Genomic DNA, 18,951 nt, shown 5'->3' on the forward strand with positions numbered 1-18,951 from the left:
AAAAAAAAATTTTAATCCAAATCGGGATCGAATTATAATATTTATAAGTAGGGTAGATTTGTTCGGGAGACAGAAAAATCATTTCGTGCCTGAATTATCATCATCATAATTGAAAATATGCTCGAGTAGCGCTATAGTATCAATATTAATTACAAATATTTTCAAATTCGTATTTACAATCGAGTAATACTACTTATTATAATTCTAAGCTTTTTATTTAGCTTCGTGCATTGTGAAAATTTGATTAATTTCCATTACTTCACAATATATCAAAGGAAATCTCACAACCAATTACGGGGAATTACCTAAACAGATAAATGTTAGAAACAAAAACGCACAACATAGCAGCCGGAATACGTCTTTCTTTACGGGATGAAGACTTTTTGGTAACTCATGTAGAAAAAGATATAATTGAAGTTGAAGGTATTTCCGAATTGGTGAAAGGGATGCGTTTTACGTTTGATCTCAGTTTGGAGGATTTTGATGTTATTACGCCAGAATCAACTAAGCTCGTTGCTGATAATTCCAATGGATATCGCAAATCGAAACTTTTTATAGAAACTGTTTTGCGTAACTCGTCTTTCTTTTCTGAAGGAATTGAGATAGCGAACAAAGCCGCAATCCGGCCAAGCACTTATCAATTTACACCAACTATAAAGGCCTTAAAGCTACCCAAACCCCGAATTCTTATTGCAGATGCTGTAGGATTAGGTAAAACTATTGAGGTAGGGATTTTCCTTACAGAAATGATTCGCCGGGGAAAGGGCCAGCGAATTTTAGTAGTTACTCCCAAATCTATACTTTCCCAATTTCAACAAGAAGTATGGTCGCGTTTTTCAATTCCGTTGGTACGGTTGGATAGTCAGGGGGTTGCACGAATAAGTACCATTATACCCTCCAACAAGAATCCATTTGATTATTATGATAAGGTAATTGTATCCGTCGATACCCTTAAAAACAATGGTAAATTCAGGCATTATCTTGAAAAGATCAAATGGGACATTATCGTAATAGATGAGTGTCACACAGTTGCAAATGAAGGCAGCGACCGCGGTAAACTGGCCAAATTTTTATCGCAAAGATGTGAAGCACTGGTGCTTACTTCTGCTACACCACATAACGGCAAGAAGAAAAACTTTGCCAACTTGATTACATTGCTCGATCCAACTGCCATTCCTTATAATGGGGAATTTACAGCAGAAGATATTACACCACTGTATGTGCGCAGATTTAAAAAGGACGTTGAAAATGAGGTAGGAGATTCCTTTCGTGACCGGGTAACTACCAGCTTTCACGCTTCATTATTTCCCGAAGAGGAAAGTGTGATTGAACAAATCCAACACGCTAAAAGTGAAGCCTTTGATAAAGCAAACGGAAATATGAGCGATGGTTCACTACTTTTTACTATAGGCTTATTCAAATCGTACATGTCTTCTCCTTCTGCATGTCTGGAAACGATAAGCAACCGGCTGGAAAAACAAATTGATGAAGAGGTAACTAAAAGTTTCTTACTTGGATTAAAGGCTCAACTGGACAACATTCTAAAAATTAATGCAGACGGAAAGTTAGCTGAACTTATTGCTCAATTAAAGGCATCGGGTTGGAAAGGCAGGAAAACGGACGACCGGATCATCATTTTTACTGAAAGAAGAAAGACTCTCGATTACCTTGAAAAAAACCTGAAAGCCGCATTTAACATTGATGAAGCTGCAATAGTTCAGTTTAATGGTAGCTTAACCGATACCGAGCAACAGGACATTATCGAAAAGTTTTCAAAGGAAGAAAGCCCTATCCGCTTGTTCCTGACATCTGACGCAGGAAGCCAGGGGGTTAACTTGCACTATCATTGCCACAAGATGTTTAATTATGATATTCCATGGTCTATTATAACACTGGAACAACGCAATGGCAGGATAGATCGGTTCGGGCAAAAAAATACACCTTACATCTATTACCTTATTTCAAAATCGGATAATCCGGCAATTAAAGACGATTTTAGGATACTGGATAAATTAAAGGAAAAAGAAGAAGAAGTATATAAAACGCTGGGTGACGCTGCAAGCCTTTGGATGCTTTATGACACCAATAAAGAAGAAAAGCTGGTAACCAGGGCTTTTGTTAAAGGAGATATAACCATACTCGACAAAAAACAGAAGGACGACGAAATTGATTGGAATGCGGTCTATGATGTATCAGAAGAAACTGAATTATCAAAAGAAAATATTTTTGAAAAGCCGCACAGCTCTTTTTATTCTACTGATTTCCAGTACTATTCCACGGTCATTGATGAATTAAAATCAGTAGATGAAAAGCTGCGCGATAAAATATCAGTTGACCCGATGGATCAATTAATTGAGTTTGTTCAAACTGAAGAACTTTGTGGCAAACGTGGCGAATCCCAAGGGGTACTATATGATATTCCGGATGAAGCTTTCCCCGATAAAAGGGATACATTTAAACTTACCTGTGATAAAGAAGCGGTTGAAAAATCGATAGAGAGGGCGCGAAAAAAAGAAGGCTGGCCGACGCACCAATTACTTTATGACATGCATCCTTTAGCCCGATGGTTGCAGTATAAAATATTGGCCCGCATTGATAAAGGGAATGCTCCTGTGGCCCGGATGCGCAGTCCCTTGCCTGATAAATCGGCATGGTTTATATTCCAGGGAATAAGCTCCAATGGCAAGGGGCAGGCAATTTTGTCAAAATCATTTGTGATTGGCCGGTCTTTTATTGGCAGGGATGTAGGCAACCTGGATAGCTTTGACGATTTTGTTAGCCATTACCGGTTATTCGACGATTTGCCAACCCTGGAAATTGAACAAGCGCATTTGGACATTGTGCAAGCTATGTTATTTGATGCGGTCTCATCTGCAAAGCGTTTGTACACGCAGCAGTTACAGGGTAATTTGGTTGATGATATTGAAGACAGGCTAACCGTTTACGAAAGAAAGTTGAACAAGTGGCTGCAAAACTCGGAACGCCAGTTAGATTTACAATTTGGGGATGATAGCGCCGGCGCGGGTCGCTCACATAAGGATAAGCGAAAAAAAGATATAGATTATGTGCATAAGGAGACTGACGAGTTTTACAAAACTTTTTTTCAGTTAGAAGAAGACCCGTATTTGCGTTTGCTGGCAGTGTTTTATAACGCGTAACGATTTAATAAGAGAATGATCAGGTTTATAGAAAATATTGGCGATTACTATTCACAACACTTTTTTACGGATAATTTCCCCAAAAAAGTGTTTGATAAGGCTGGCTATGTTACGCAGAAAAAAGATAGTGATGGAAAGGACACAGGTAATCATCTATCCGAAATAAATGCGCTTATTTCTCCTCTTCGTGAAAAATACTATCGCTTTAAAAATGATTTATTCAACATACAACGTGTAAAAGATAAAGTAAAACGCACTCACGATTTTCATCGGGAAGTATTGCAGGCGCTTGGTTATATCAATGGCACTCCAGAATATAACCAGCCGGTTTACCTTGATGATACCCAGGTAATACCGGTACGCTACAATTATACCAAAGGCGGAAAACCTTATTTGTTTATCATGGAAATGAAAGCCATCGTTCATGAAGGTGAAAAGGCGCCCGAAGGTATTTACGACCAAACCTGGGTAAAAGACGAGTGGGAAAAGGTTTTTCCGGAAGCGTGGGGAGATATTACCTTAAATCCTGATGTAATTAAAGATGCGCTGTCCGAATTGTTTCTATTGCCCGAAGACGAACGCCCGGTATATGTGATCATGCTTGCCGGAGCAAAAATTTTCTTAATTCATTTCGAGAAATGGAAATATGATAGTTTTTTATTGTTCGACCTGGAAGAACTTTTCCTTGAATCTCAAATCTCTGCCAATCGTGATTATCTGGCATTGTTTTATGCCCTGCTGGCAAAACCTAATTTTTTAGGCAATACCGACAGTTTGCTGCAATCGTTGGACGAAGATGCACATAAGGCGGCTTACGGTGTAACTCAAAATCTAAAAAAAGGGGTAATTTTTGCTGTGGAGAGTTTGGCAAATGAAGCCATTTGGTATAAGAAGAAAAATGCCAAAACCTTAGAAGATAAAGAGGTCATTGAAAAATTTATGGCCGATGAAAAATTTGCGAAGGAATTAAAAGATGAATGTCTAACCATGGTATATCGCCTGCTGTTTTTGTTTTATGCAGAAGCAAGGGAAGATTTAGAAATATTACCGGTTAAAGATACTATCTACCAAAAAGGTTATAGCCTTGAGATGCTTCGCGACCTTGAGTTTGTTCATCTTGGTACAGATTCATCGAAAGAAGGGCATTTCTTTTCCATCAGCTTATGGAAATTATTCGATTACCTGCATAACGGTGTCAAAAAAGCTGGCAAGGGTTTTGAGATGAAACCTTTGGATTCGCCCTTGTTTGATAATGGCGAACTGAAACACTTGTTAGGTGTACAGTTTCGCAATATCGTTTTACAGCAAATTATAAAGAGTTTATCGTTAAGTGATCAAAGTAAAGGCAAAAGCCGGGGCCGGATATCCTACGGCAACTTAGGTATCAATCAATTAGGCAGTGTGTACGAAAGTTTGCTTGCCTTTAGCGGATTTTTTGCAGCTGATACTTTAATTGAGGTAAAGGCGGCGGACGACCCGGATGGTAAAGAAGGAACTTTTTTGGTGCCGTTGATCAGGCGGGATGAATTTAAGGAAGAAGAAATATTAAAAGATCCGGATAATCCCAAATACGATAAGCAATTACCCAAAGGCCATTTTGTTTATCGCCTGAATGGACGAGACAGGAAAAAATCGGCCTCGTATTATACACCCGAAGTACTTACCCAAACAACCGTAAAATATACGCTAAAGGGCATTATTGATAAGTTGAAGGAAAGACAGGAAGCTGGTGAGGACTGTGCGGATGAAATATTATCGCTCAAAATACTGGAACCAGCTATGGGTGCCGCGGCTTTTCATAACGAGGCCATTAACCAATTGGCGGATGCTTATTTGGAATTAAAAGAAACCGAAGCAGTTAGAAAAGGCCGCAAACGCATAGTGCCGGGAAGTTACAATGACGAACTGCAAAAAGTAAAAGCCTATATAGCTGCAAATAATGTGTACGGGGTGGATTTAAACCCCACCGCTGTTGAACTGGGCAAGCTTTCGTTGTGGCTTAATTGTATGCACCGCAATATGGAAACGCCATTTTTTGCGCACCGTTTAGGTGTGGGTAATGCGGTTGTGGGCTGCTGGCTAAAAGTTTACGATTCGGAAGATGTAACAGCGGAATACCCCAAAGAAGGCACTACAAAACAACGTAATACACTTATCCCCAAAGCTTGGTGGACAAAGTCACCCAAGCGTGTTAAATGGGATAAAAAAGGAAACCTAACACGTAAACCTGGTCAGTTTTATCATTTTTTATTGCCTGACGAAAATATGCTTGCCTCTGCAAGCCTTAGTTTAATAAAAGAAGACCTAAGCGACCTCGAAAAAAAGGCAATAACCGAACGTAAGAAAGAGTTTAAACAACCACTAACCAGCCTTGAATGTAAGCGCTTGGAGAAGCTTTGCAAGGTAATTGATACCCTGCTGGAAGAGCATTACAAGCAGATAAAAGGAATTATAAAGGATACCACCAGTGCATATGCCGTGTACGGGCAAAATGCGCCGCAAACAGCGATTAAAGGTTACGATGAAAAGGAACGCCTGGCCGAAAGCCGAAATGCCCGCAGCGCCCCTTTTTATAAGCTGCGTATGGTGATGGACTATTGGTGCAGCCTTTGGTTTTGGGATGCCCGCAACGCTGCTGATTTCCCCAATAGGAATGAGTGGTACAATGAGGTTGAAAATATTTTAGGTATTGATCTCTCCGGATTGGCTGAAAATGCGGGCGCACCCGAGATTTTAGCCAACATTAAAAAAAATGCAGCAAGCCAATGGACTTTATTTGGTAGCGACAGCCGCATACAAACCATAGGCATCCTGCGCGAAGAAAATCGCTTTTTTCACCATGAACTGGAGTTTTTGGAAGTGTTTAAGGATAAGGGCGGTTTTGATGTGATAGTGGGCAACCCGCCGTGGTTAAAATTGCAGTTTGAAGAAAAAGATGTTATTGCAGAGCAATTTCCTGAAATATTGATTAGGAAGACTACCGCACCACAGGTTAAAAAAATGCAAGAGGCTTATTTATCAATAGCAAGCCAAAAAAGCGGTTATTATAACGAGCTTGTTGGTATTGAAAGTTCAGCCCAATTTATGAATGCCTATCAAAATTACCCGTTGCTTACAGGGCAGCAAACCAATTTATACAAATGCGTTTTAGAGGACGGCTTTTCTTTAACAGCACCACAAGGGTACATGGGCTTGTTACATCCTGAAGGAGTTTATGACGACCCTAATGCCAAACCTTTACGGCGGGAAATGTATCAACGTTTAAAATATCATTTTCAATTTCAGAATGCTTTTAATCTTTTTGCCGAGGTTGCCCACCGTGAAAAATATGGCATCCAAATTTATTCAGGGACTACCGCCGCGATATCCTTTAAGTCTATCAACAATATTTTTCATCCAGCAACCATCGCCGGTAGCTTTATTCATGACGGAAAAGGCATATGTGGAGGTATTAAAGTGAAGGGAGATGACGAAGATGGTTTTAGCTGGAATGTTCAACCGCATAAAGACCGCATTGTTCACTTCAATGAAGATAAATTAAAAATACTTTCACGAACATTTGAAAATACAAATGATGGCAAGTCTGCCAAGTTAGTATCAATACATTCAGCTACTATATTGAAAGTTTTAGAAAAGTTAAGCGGATTTAAAACATCCGTTCAAAATTACGAATTAAAAATATCCGAGGGATGGCATGAAACCAACGATGCGAACGCTGGAATAATTAAAAGAAAAACCCAATACCCTGATATTTCGAAATTTGAAATGGTTTACAGCGGGCCACATTTTTTTGTAAGTAATCCGTTATATAAAACGCCCAAAAAGATTTGCGTCGAAAAAGCCGATTATAACACTATTGATTTATCAAAGATAGATGCAGATTACACCTCGAGAACAAACTATATTCCTGATGAACATACAAGCGCATTCCCGTCATTGATAAAAGCTTTTGATAATGATAAATGGATAGAGTACTATAAAATTGGATTTAGGAAAATGCTTAGTCAAGCAGGGGAAAGAACATTAACCTGTGCAATTTTGCCACCTAAAACAAGTCATATCCATGGTGTGATATCACTTGTCCTGAAACACACGGTCGATTTGATTGAAGCGCAGGGGCTTTGCTCATCTCTAATCTTAGATTTCTTCATCAAAACTGTTGGCGCTTCTAATTTAGGTGAAAGCAGAATCACTGCATTTCCTTTGGGGATTGAAGCGAAGTTTAAACCGAAACTATTTAGCCGCACCTTATTGCTTAACTGCCTTAACAAATACTATGCGCCGCTATGGGAAGAAAACTGGCAGGGGGTTTATAGGCAAGATGAATGGAGTAAGAACGATGAAAGGTTAAAACCATTTAATACCCTAACTAAAGAATGGGAATGGCATACACCGCTCCGAAATTGGTACGAGCGTCGGTTGGCTTTGGTAGAGATTGATGTAATAACAGCTATGGCGTTAGACCTTACGCTTGCCGAGTTGAGCCTTATTTATAATGTGCAGTTCCCTGTGTTGCAACAGAACGAGGACGATACCTGGTATGATTCCAAAGGAAACATTATTTTCACCTGCAGCAAAGGCCTCACTGGGGTTGGTTTAGACAGAGCCGAATGGGATAAAGCAACAACCGAAGTTAACCCCATGCAGCGCACCCTTAAGGATGGCGATACATACGAACATACCATTACCAAAAGCGAATTATACCAGGGCCAGAAAATAACCTACTATGCGCCCTTTGATAAATGCGACCGGGTTGAAGATTATAAAACCGCCTGGGCACATTTTGAAAACGTGTTTGCTAGTGATGAATTAGCTACCGCTACACCTAACAACTAAAGCGCTTATACATGTTATCACTACTACAGGCAGAGGAAATAAGAAACGCGGTTGTTGAGTACCTGAAAGCTACCTATAACTTTGATGATAAAAAAGTTGAGCAGGCTTTTGAAGATTTTTTATATAATAAGCGCCATGGAATGTTTAAAGGCCCTTATATACAAATAAGGCTACCCTTTGAGCGTATAGAAAAAGAAGTTAACCTTGCCGAAGTACTAACCATTGCCCCAAACTTTCCACCCTACCGGCACCAGTACGAGGCCTTTAAACGGTTGACAACTCAAAATAATCAACCCCAGCCTGTAATTTTAACAACAGGAACGGGTTCTGGAAAAACAGAAAGTTTTTTATACCCTTTGTTGGACTATTGCTATAAAAATATAGGCAAGCCCGGCATAAAGGCTGTTATTTTATACCCCATGAACGCCCTCGCCACGGACCAGGCAAGGCGCTTGGCACAAGCCATTCACAATTATAAAAGTCCCTCGGGCGAATATGTATTACGCGACAAAATAAGGGCAGGCCTGTTTATAGGTGAAGGTAGAAACAAGGCAAAGGACAGGCCCACCCGTATGGAAGAACAGCGGATAATTGAAGACCGTGATACCTTAATACAGGCACCTCCGGATATCATATTAACCAACTTTAAAATGTTGGATTATTCGCTCATGATAGCCCGGTATCATAACCTATGGAAGTATAATTATGCAGATAGCTTGCTGCTGAAATTTATTGTATTGGATGAATTGCATACTTATGACGGCGCAAAAGGATCGGATGTGGCTAGCCTCATCAGGCGTTTAAAGCTTAAATTAAATATTGGTAATGATCAGTTAGTTCCTGTTGGCACGTCGGCAACAATGGCTGGCGGCGATGAAGGAAAAGAAGAGCTGGTAAAGTTTTTCTCTCTGATCTTTGGGATTGATGTAGATAGCAGCGCTGTTATTGAGGAGAAAAGAATAGAACCGGAAATGTTTTTCGATGAAGCATTGGAGGTGCCAGCCTTTGACCTGGGCAAAATAAACCAATGCGATTTTTATGAAGCTGACGAATATGAAACGTATGTTGAGCGACAGCTAAATTTATGGGGATATTCAAATGAGCCGGAAGTACTGTTAAACCAGCTCAAAAAAAATAAATGGCTACTGCAACTGGTCGAACTAACCAGTAAAGGCGTTGTTGAATTAGAAGAAACAACCACCTATTGGATAACAAGGTGCTTTTCGGAGGGAACACTAAACTATCATGAAGGTTTTAAGCTTCTGCAATCGTTAACGGGCATATTGTCATACGCAAAAGAGCAATCGGGAAATCAATATACCCCGTTTGTTTTCTTTCAAACCAGTTATTGGATACGTAGTTTACACCGAATCCTCAAAAAAATGCAGCCTTACCCGTTGTTTGCATGGCAGAGCGATTTAAACCCAAATGAAAAAATAAAATCATTACCCCCTTATTATTGTCGTGACTGCGGCGGTTCGGGCTGGCTTGCTGTAAAAAAAGAAGGGAATGATTATTTAGAAAATGATTTGACAAAGATACGCACCCTCTTTATGGCTGAAAGGCAAAATAAGAATGTGTACTTTATTTCTTCATTAGAAGGACAATCTGTTGCAAATGTTTTCGCTGATGACTATAGCCCTACTGATAAAATTGGGGATTATATTAACCCCGAAACCTTAGAATTATCAGATAAAAAGGAAGCTGACAATTATTTTAAAATAATAGGCGTAAGAAGGCAGGTTGACGACAGAATTGAAAAGATATGCCCGCATTGCAATTCCAGAAATACGCTTGCACTGATCGGTACAGGTCTGCCGACTTTAGAATCGATTATTGCTGCACAGTTGATGGCAACGGCAACAGATCCGGCAGCAGATCATGACAGAAAACTGCTCGCTTTTACCAATGCTGTGCAGGATGCTGCCCACCAGGCTGGTTTTATTGAAAGCCGGAACTATCGTTTCGGAATGCGGCACGCTATTCAAAGTGTTTTAAAGGCACACGATGGCAGTATAACTTTAACTGAACTTTACCCTGAATTTGAAAAATTATGGCGTCAAAAATTACTTAATGAATCAAAGCCTGAAGATGCCTTCATTTTTAAATACCTGCCTCCAGATTGCGAAAGCCGGATAAAAATTGATGACTATAGGCAAAAGGACAAGTCGTTTTCGAAACCCTTTTTGCAGGAGTTCAGTAATAGGTTAAGCTGGGAAATATGGTCTGAATTTTCATTTAGCGCGGGTATTGGCCGCACACTCGAAAAATCAGGGGCTTCTGCCGTAGAATTTGACATTCTCCAATTTGATGATGTCTATAATCAAATGAGTTATTGGATTGAAAAGGAAACCCTTAATGGCCGCATCAATCAGGACACATTTGCCAAGTTTCTATTGGGGTTTTTACATCGCTTACGTTTTAAAGGCGGTGTTGACCATGTGTATTTAAAAAAATATAGATCAGAAAAAACCAATTACTGGCTAATTACTCAAAACACAAATAAAAAGCACTTCCTGATTAAAAACTTTGGGAAGAACTCGCGTTTGCCAAAGTTTGCAACATTATCACCCGGTCCAAATACTGCCGCTTTTGAGATTATTCAAACGCAGGGCGGCAAGCAAAATTGGTATAGCACCTGGTTTTTGAAATGTTTTGATACAGTAGGATCAGCTGAAACCGAACTTATTAATGATTTCTACCAAAAGCTTTTTGAATACTTAGAGGCCAATAAATTACTGGACAAAAAAGTTGCTGCAGGCATTAATAACGTTGGCTTAAATCCCGATCAAATATACCTGACAACTGATGTAAGTTCATTTGAATGCAGCGTTTGCGGCAATAATTTGAATGTTGGTAGTGGTAATGGCAATTTAGTTGAGGGAATGGCTTGCTTACAACACCGTTGCCCGGGAAAATATACTAAAAATGAAAACGGGTTCGATTATTACCGCATGGTGTATAATAGGGGTCGGGCTTTAAGAATATTTGCGAAAGACCACACGGGATTGATTGACAGGGACAAAAGGGAGAAACTTGAAATAGATTTTAAAAATAGGCCTAATTACCAAAGCACTAATGTATTAGTGGCCACATCTACTCTTGAGATGGGTATTGATATCGGTGATTTAAATACTGCCTTTAATGCATCTATACCTCCCGAAACTTCAAATTACTTACAGAGGGTTGGTCGCGCAGGGCGGGCTTCGGGCACCTCGCTCATCGTAAATCTTGCCGGGCGCGACGAGCACGATCAATATTACTTTGAAGATACCATGGCCATGATGGCGGGTGACATCAGAACACCCTCATGTTATTTGGGTGCTAGGGATATTTTACGCAGGCATTTTATGGCCTATTGCTTTGATACCTGGGCATCCGCTGCTCATGACAGCAATAACATTCCACCATTTGTAAAAGCATTAAAAATAAAAAGCATTCCTTTAGGTGATGCTCGTTTCGTATTTAACCAGATTGCCGATTTTATTTCAAAAAATAAGGCCAAATTATTTGCAAACTTTAAAGAAAAGTACATCAGTGAGGATGCTTTAGAGGCTATTAAACAGATTGAAATGGATTTGCAGGCTGATCACCCGGTCATGGCGCTGCAATCCATACACAGACAATTACTTGATGAACTGGAGTACTATTATAAAAAAAGAAAGGAAGTAAATGCACAGTTGGCAAACCTTCCAGCCACAGGCGCTGAAACTGAAGCATTAAAAGCTGAAAATAAAGCGATTTCTGGCGCAATTGATAATATTTTCAAGAGAAACACCATTGAATACCTAACCAATATCGGTATTCTGCCAAACTATGCTTTTCCTGAAACGGGGGTACATATTAATGCCCAAATAATATCTAAGGTCGAAGAACCAACAGGCGTAAGATACCATGTTGAAGATTTTGGTGAAATTGTACGGCCGGCATCCAGTGCCATCACAGAGCTTGCCCCCGGAAATATTTTTTATAGCCAGGGACACAAGCTGGAATCGCAGGGACTTGAAATATTTTCGGCGGATGATTATGAAACGTGGCGCTTTTGCAGCAATTGTGATGCTCTGGAATTAGATGTAGATGTACCGCGGGACCAGCTATTATGTCCAAAGTGCCAGCATAACTCATGGGGGAGCCTTGCAAATAAAAAGACTTTAGTAAAGCTTAAGGGAGTACTGTCAGTAAACGATAGGGAATCATCTAAAATTAACGACAGTTCAGATGATAGAGAACGTAAATTTTATACTAAGTCAGTCCATCTAAAAACAGACCCAAGTTCATCGAGAGGCGCTAAAGTTTTAAAACGGGTACCTTTTGGTATTGAATTTTATTCGGCTGCCGAATATTTTGAAGTGAATACTGGCATTAGGGAAGAGGGGTTTTGGGGAAGCAGAAAACTATTTATCAATGATAAAGAAAATCCGGAGGTCGGTTTCGTAGTTTGTAAAACTTGTGGGAAAGCCACAGAAAGGCCGCTTACGCAACGTGAGCTTGATAACCGTCAAAAGTCATATCATTTTGGATATTGTGCAAACCGAGCAATCAACTACCAGGGACAAAATGATGAAACTTTTAACGAGTTATACATCTATAGGAGTTTTCAAACCGAAGCTTTAAAAATATTACTTCCTGTGCAGGATTTTAGGACGGCCGAGAAGGTCTCTATTTTTAAAGCGGGCCTATTATTAGGATTGAAGGACTATTTCAAAGGTCACCCAGACCATGTAAATATAAGAGCCTATGATGAGTTCAATACCGAATCCGGCCGAAAGGAAAGTTACCTGGTAATGTATGAAAGCATTCCCGGCGGTACTGGCTATTTATCAAGATTGTTTAATACAGAGGAATTTACAAAGCTGCTGAATATCGCTTACGACCATATCAGGAATTGTACCTGCAAAGATGAGGGAAAAGATGGTTGTTATAAGTGTATCTACACTTACGCTAATCAGTATGACAGGGAAATATTAAGCAGAGCTGAAGCGGAGAATTTATTTAAAGACATTGTTGAGAAATCTAACGAATGGAATGAAGTAAATAGCCTGACTAATATTGCTCATATTGCCAACAATGAGGAGTCTGAATTAGAAGAAAGGTTCATTGATCTTTTGCAAAGGGATTTCAAGGCCAAACACAATAGTGATTTTGAGGAGCTGATTGAAAATGGATTAAAAAAATACCGGCTCACCTTAATTGAACAGGATAACCGGATTTGCTACGAAATATGGCCACAGAATTTAGGTTATTATTTAACCGGCGTAAAATACACCACAAGGCCAGATTGTTTGTTTAAATGCGTGTCATTAACCATTAATGGTGTTGCACAAACATTTGAGCAGGTTCAGGCAATAAAGGATATAGTTGTTTATTTAGACGGTTATAAATTTCATGCCACAGCTGAAAATAAGCGCGTTTTAGGTGATTTGAAAATACGGGATGCTATAACCCTATCAGGCAGATATGATCAATGGGTATTTTCATGGGAAGACATTGTAAATTTGGCTGTTAATAAAACAGAGGATAGCTTTTTTCGACAAATAAATTTCGAAGCAATAGGAAGAATTGCGCCTAAACACCCGCTTCTAAAATCTTTTGATTTTAGCTTAATCAAGAACCAGAACAGTTATTCGAGGTTTTGTATTTTTCTTAAACAGCCTCTTTTTAACTATGATGTTAAGCTGTGGTCGTCTATCCCATTATTTGCAGCACAAAGCAAACTCTTAAATAAATGCCTGGCAATTGACCAGGTAGATGCTTTTTTAGAATCGGGACGGGAGGCAGATTTCAATTTTGAGCAATCTAAGCCTGATCAATTCGCAGTATGCGATAATCTAAAATTCGTAGACGAATTAAAAATTATTTGCCTTGGGCATCCGGTTACGCTGGCCATAAAATCCGGTATTTTTTATGAATTGCCCGATGCTGACTATAATAAAGAAAACTGGGAGCTTTTTTGGCAGACGTATAATTTATTGCAATTCCATGATTTCAAAGGAGTAGAGAGGGAATTGAAGGTAGAAGAACCGACAGAATCTATAAATCAGATATTGGAACTTTTCGCAGATGAATTGCATGAAATAGTTAAAGCGTTAATAGAAAGACGCATTGCTATTAACTTTGATTATGATTTTGAACTGCTGGAAGATGAAATAATTGTCGCTCAGGCTACATTGGGGTCTGAGTTGCCAAAGTTCTTCATGCTCCCTTTTGATGAAGAATCCAGGAAAAAGTTTATTGAATCAGGTTTTACGGAATATACCATTGAAAATTTCAACATTAACAATTTATAATTATGAATCACGATATACAACTGTTTATACACGACTCATTTTTTGATTCATTTTCCTCATTGCCAAAACATATTCAAAAGCAAACAAGGGATCTTTTGAAGAAGTTCAGAGAAAACCCCACATCATCCGCAATTAACTATGAAAAAATAAGTTCGTTTGCTGATCAGAGCTTAAGAACCGTTCGCGTTACTGATAAATACAGGGCTATAGTCCAGGCTCCTGAAAAGGGGAATGGGTATCATCTGCTCTGGGTTGATAACCATGACGAAGCGATGGATTGGGCGAAAAATAAAATATTCAAATGGAACCTTGAAACGCAGGGTTTTCAGCTTTTTGAACAACCCCAGGAACAAGTTATTAAAGAAGCGTTTGTTAAGGAGGAAACGCCACTTTTTGACAATCTGACCGATGCTAATCTATTGTCAATAGGCGCTCCTGAACAGATGATAGGTTTAATAAGATCGATATCGTCTGTTGATGATCTTAACAATTGCAAAAACAATCTGCCGGTAGATTTATATGAATACTTGTTTTATATAGCAGAAGGGATTCCGCTTCAAGAAATACTTGAAGATATTGAGGCTGGTAAAACCAATGAAAATCCTATGGAAAGCAGCAATGCTTTGAAACATGCGTTTATACTAACAGACGATACGCAATTGGAAGAAGTTTTGAATGGCAGCTTTGAAAAATGGAAAATCTTTTTGCACCCAAGTCAACGCACCTTAGCTTATCGCAATTTTAATGGCCCGGTTAAGGTAACCGGTGGGGCCGGTACTGGCAAAACTGTTTGTGCTTTACACCGCGCAAAATTCCTTATTGACAATGCCGGAATTTTTGATCGTCCTGTGTTATTTACTACTTACACCAAAAGTTTGACGGGGTATTTGCAGGACACCATAAAGGGTTTAGGTCTCTTAGAAAGTCAGGTCGAGATTATTAATATTGACAAATTGATCTTTGACTTAGCCAATAATTCTGAATACAGAATATCTAACTCTAAAGTGGGTTACTTTTCAGCTGAACAAGAGAAAGGGATTTGGAGCCAGTCTTTGGAAAAATATCCATCTCAATTTGATGTAGAATTTTTCTTTTCCGAATATAATGAGATAATCTTACCCCAAAATATATCGTCTTTAGCGGAATATAATACTGCTTCGAGAATTGGTCGAAACTCCCGGATTGGCAAAAAAGACAAAATCGATATTTGGGCGGTAGTTGAAGAATTCAAAAAACAAAAGGCAGGAAATTATTCTAAATTAGAATTATGCAATTTGCTGGCTGACTATTTTAGAAAACAGAAAACCAAACCATATTCATATTTAATATGTGATGAGATCCAGGACTTTAGTAACCCGGAGCTGAGTTTGTTGAGATCATTGGTTGAAGAAAAGGAAAATGATATGTTTTTGGTTGGCGATCCCTATCAAAACATATATAAAAGGACGCTTAATTTCGCAAGATCGGGAATCATTGTAAGGGGAAGAAGAAGTCGTAAATTAAAAATCAATTATCGAACAACCGAAGAAATAAAACATCTTGCAATGAAAGTCGTATCCAATTTGCAAGTGGATGATTTCGATGGAAATCATGAAAACTTAAAAGGCTATCTATCATTAATGCATGGCAATGAGCCTTTTTATCAAACATTTGTTACGCCAGAGGAAGAAGATGAATTCATATTGGACAAGCTGAAAGTGTATATAGGTGGCGGTGTAATACAGCCAAGCGAAATTTGCTTGTGCTCACGCACGAATGGTGGTTTAGACGATCTTAAGAAGTCGCTTAATTCAGCAAATATTAAATATTTAGACCTCAATAGCGCAAAACAAAATATCAACGCCATAAACGTTTCGACTTTCCATAATATGAAGGGGCATGAATTTAAAGTCGTTTTTGTTAAAGGGATGTCTGAGTTAAGTGTACCCTATAAATTTGCTAACTACTCTAATCTGACTGATAGAGAACGAGATTCATATGACCAACAGGAAAGATCTCTTTATTATGTGGTTTTTTCAAGGGCCATACAATCTATAATAATTACAGGTGTTGGGGAAAAAAGTAGCTGGTTTTAAATTACATTTTATTTAGATTCATTGAATTGAATATACGTCTAAATTTGTGTAAAAGTGGAGGTTAAGTATTTACTAAGCAAACAATAATATGTTAGTCGTAAACTGAATTCTTATTTTCAGCCGACTGACAAAACACAACTGTAATGTTTTTTGGCAAATGGGGTTAATTCCATTGACGCCAGTGCTCCGTGCAAAGTGTATCGGCAAATTATATGGCCATCTAATAGCACATATCAATTATTATAATATAAAAAAGTCAATTAGTCTGTGTTTTTAGTTGGTCGATTTAACTGCTCAGCAACCTTCAACAAATAATGTATAGTGTGATAATCAACATGCAAATTTAACCTTGTTAAGAGATAATCGCACCGCATATTAACCATATTTTCTTCATATAAAGCTTCGGGGCTTTTTTTGATTGTAAGATCTAAAAACATATTTTGCATAAGCGCGTCGCTTTCAATTTCTGTTAATAGCTTCACAAAATCATCTTTTGCCTCCCAGCCAGGCGAGCACAATCTTAACTCACGAAAAGTCTCGTGAGGATAGAGATCAACCTGTATCTCGCACATTAACTTTTCAGCCGTTTCATCTAAATTAGCACCATCAAATGGATCTTCTTTGTCGAAAATCCCGGCGATACAAGCGACATAACTAATAAACCGTTCTTTGGTTCCAATCCAACGCGGTTGCCAAAATGTCGGTGAAAAGAAGTCCTTCATATCTGGGTTATCGTGTTCAATTACCCTTTCACGAATTTGTACAAGTGTATTAATAGCAGCATTTGCTTTGTTAGCATTCTTTTCTTTTGAAAAAGCCATTAGCGTAGGAACACAGAAGAGGCCGCCGGATTTACCAAGCACAGTGCAAATATTCTTAAAATCATCTTCAGACTCGGCCTTTCTTAGTGCGTCGTGCAGATATAATTCCTCTTTTTGGTGGTTTTCTCTGTAGCCGCTTAAAAGTAGCTTTAACATAATAAAATATGTCTTTAATGACGCCATATTATCAAAGTTACGGATGTCTTTCAATTATACTAATTCAAATATTTTCATAGATACCAGTTTGTTGATTTATCCAGCAGTATGGGTGGGTGACTGCTATTCAATCACCCCCCACGCAATCTGGGGCCTGAGAAATTTTCTTTTAGAGGTAAATTTAAGAAGGCAAGCAGTTGAATTCAACTGCTTCGCCTTCATTCCTGGCGGTACCAAATGGCATTGTTTGAGGTTATAAAACAACTTGGTTCTTTAATAAACTTTTTTTTCTCGATTTGAGAGGCAGATGATAGACCACATAGTGTTCTCTGATCTTGACGAGAAATTTATTATTGAATTCCTCAAAATCATGTTTTAAAACGGTCAACTTATTTCCACCTAAAGTAAACCATTCCAAGACAGTATCATCTTGAATATTGTCAACTAAATGGAAGTGATAGTAGCTTGGTCTAAGAGGATCGACAATAAAAAAAGGGAACTTACAGAAAGACGCTGTGATGTCCTTCTCGTAAACATATATTGTAGGCTCCAGCGTAAAGAAGTCTTCATGTTCTTTTAAGAAAAAGGAAATACTTAATGTGCCTTTATCTATTTTGAAATCCTGGATATCTTTTTTTCCTGGTTTTTCAGGGAGATTCCTCATACCAAATGAATAACTTCCTTTGACGTATGGCTGTGTTTTTATTAATGGGATAGCTTGTTTCCATAGCTCAAGTATTTCGACCATTTGGCTTTGTGACAACTTATCTTTCGAGCAGTCTATTCTATCCCCTCTTGTTGACAATGCCAAGTTCAGCATTTTATAACAAATGTCATTAAGCAGTATTTGATCGTTTGTTAAAGGAATATCGCCAATTGATCTATCGTCAATCATCAGATACGTTTCATAAGAAAGGATATCGTCTGTATTGTTTGCAATTCCAATAAATGGCATTAGAAAGGGACAATGCCCACGTTCTCCTTGGTTTGCATTATAAATAAAATGATAACCAATTAATTTTTCGTATGCATTTTTCTTGATGCTAATCTGTGAGCGTTTTTCATCAAATAAAATGCGATCAATTTCGTCAAAGCCTCGATTTGTAATAAACAAGCGACCTAATTCTTTTTTTGGATGAATTGAAATTTCATGCCAAGAAATTTTTATGTCTAAATATTTACACAAGCCGTGATTATCGATCTCGATGCCTGGCCAATAATAGGACTTAAAATCGCCACTATGCCCTTTTATAAACCTCCCTAATCCGTAGAAGGCGTGTTCACATAGTTCTTGCGACGGCATGCCACAATTGCATGCGACATAGATAGCGTCTTTTTCAATTCCAATATAAAATTTCTGAACAAGGGTCTCCTTATCCTTTAGGGCAATCCCTATTACCCCAGTATTGAAGCTAAAGAATTCGTTATGAAGTTTTTTTATCGACTTATTTAATATTATTGGTTTTAGAAAATGCTTTTCCAAAACCTCCTGAGTTAATATTTGGTTACTGTTCTCAAACGCAATTTTGTAAAAATATAACTCATTATATAAATCTTCGAGAGTAGCTTTGAGTTTGCTTTTTTTCATCTTTATTGTTTTTTAGCAAGTAGTAGGCAA

General features: G+C 38.5%; 6 protein-coding genes. 4 read left to right on the top strand and 2 right to left on the bottom strand.

Annotated features, from left to right (window positions below; translation table 11 throughout):
- Positions 1-317 precede the first annotated feature (317 nt).
- From ABID99_RS11050 to ABID99_RS11065, 4 genes are all read left to right on the top strand, one after another.
- On the top strand, positions 318-3,158 hold the full coding sequence (locus ABID99_RS11050; protein WP_373613721.1) for a helicase-related protein: 2,841 nt from the start codon (positions 318-320) through the stop codon (positions 3,156-3,158).
- Positions 3,159-3,173: 15 nt separating this feature from the next.
- Positions 3,174-7,994 (top strand): Eco57I restriction-modification methylase domain-containing protein, encoded by a 4,821-nt coding sequence (locus ABID99_RS11055; protein WP_373613722.1) that lies wholly within the window; start codon positions 3,174-3,176, stop codon positions 7,992-7,994.
- 140 nt (positions 7,995-8,134) lie between these two features.
- Positions 8,135-14,281: a DEAD/DEAH box helicase gene (locus tag ABID99_RS11060; protein WP_373615908.1), complete on the top strand. Its 6,147-nt coding sequence runs from the start codon at positions 8,135-8,137 to the stop codon at positions 14,279-14,281.
- A 2-nt stretch (positions 14,282-14,283) separates the two neighbouring features.
- Positions 14,284-16,356, top strand: a complete 2,073-nt coding sequence (locus tag ABID99_RS11065) for a UvrD-helicase domain-containing protein (RefSeq protein WP_373613723.1) — start codon at positions 14,284-14,286, stop codon at positions 16,354-16,356.
- A 260-nt stretch (positions 16,357-16,616) separates the two neighbouring features.
- Here the strand turns inward: ABID99_RS11065 and ABID99_RS11070 are convergent, their stop codons facing one another.
- Positions 16,617-17,387, bottom strand: a complete 771-nt coding sequence (locus ABID99_RS11070; RefSeq protein WP_373613724.1) for a hypothetical protein — start codon at positions 17,385-17,387, stop codon at positions 16,617-16,619.
- Positions 17,388-17,586: 199 nt separating this feature from the next.
- A complete protein-coding gene (locus ABID99_RS11075; RefSeq protein ID WP_373613725.1) occupies positions 17,587-18,921 on the bottom strand; it encodes a hypothetical protein in 1,335 nt (444 codons plus the stop codon).
- Positions 18,922-18,951: the final 30 nt, after the last annotated feature.

The organism is Mucilaginibacter sp. OAE612, from assembly GCF_041806395.1.
GTDB lineage: Bacteria > Bacteroidota > Bacteroidia > Sphingobacteriales > Sphingobacteriaceae > Mucilaginibacter > Mucilaginibacter rubeus.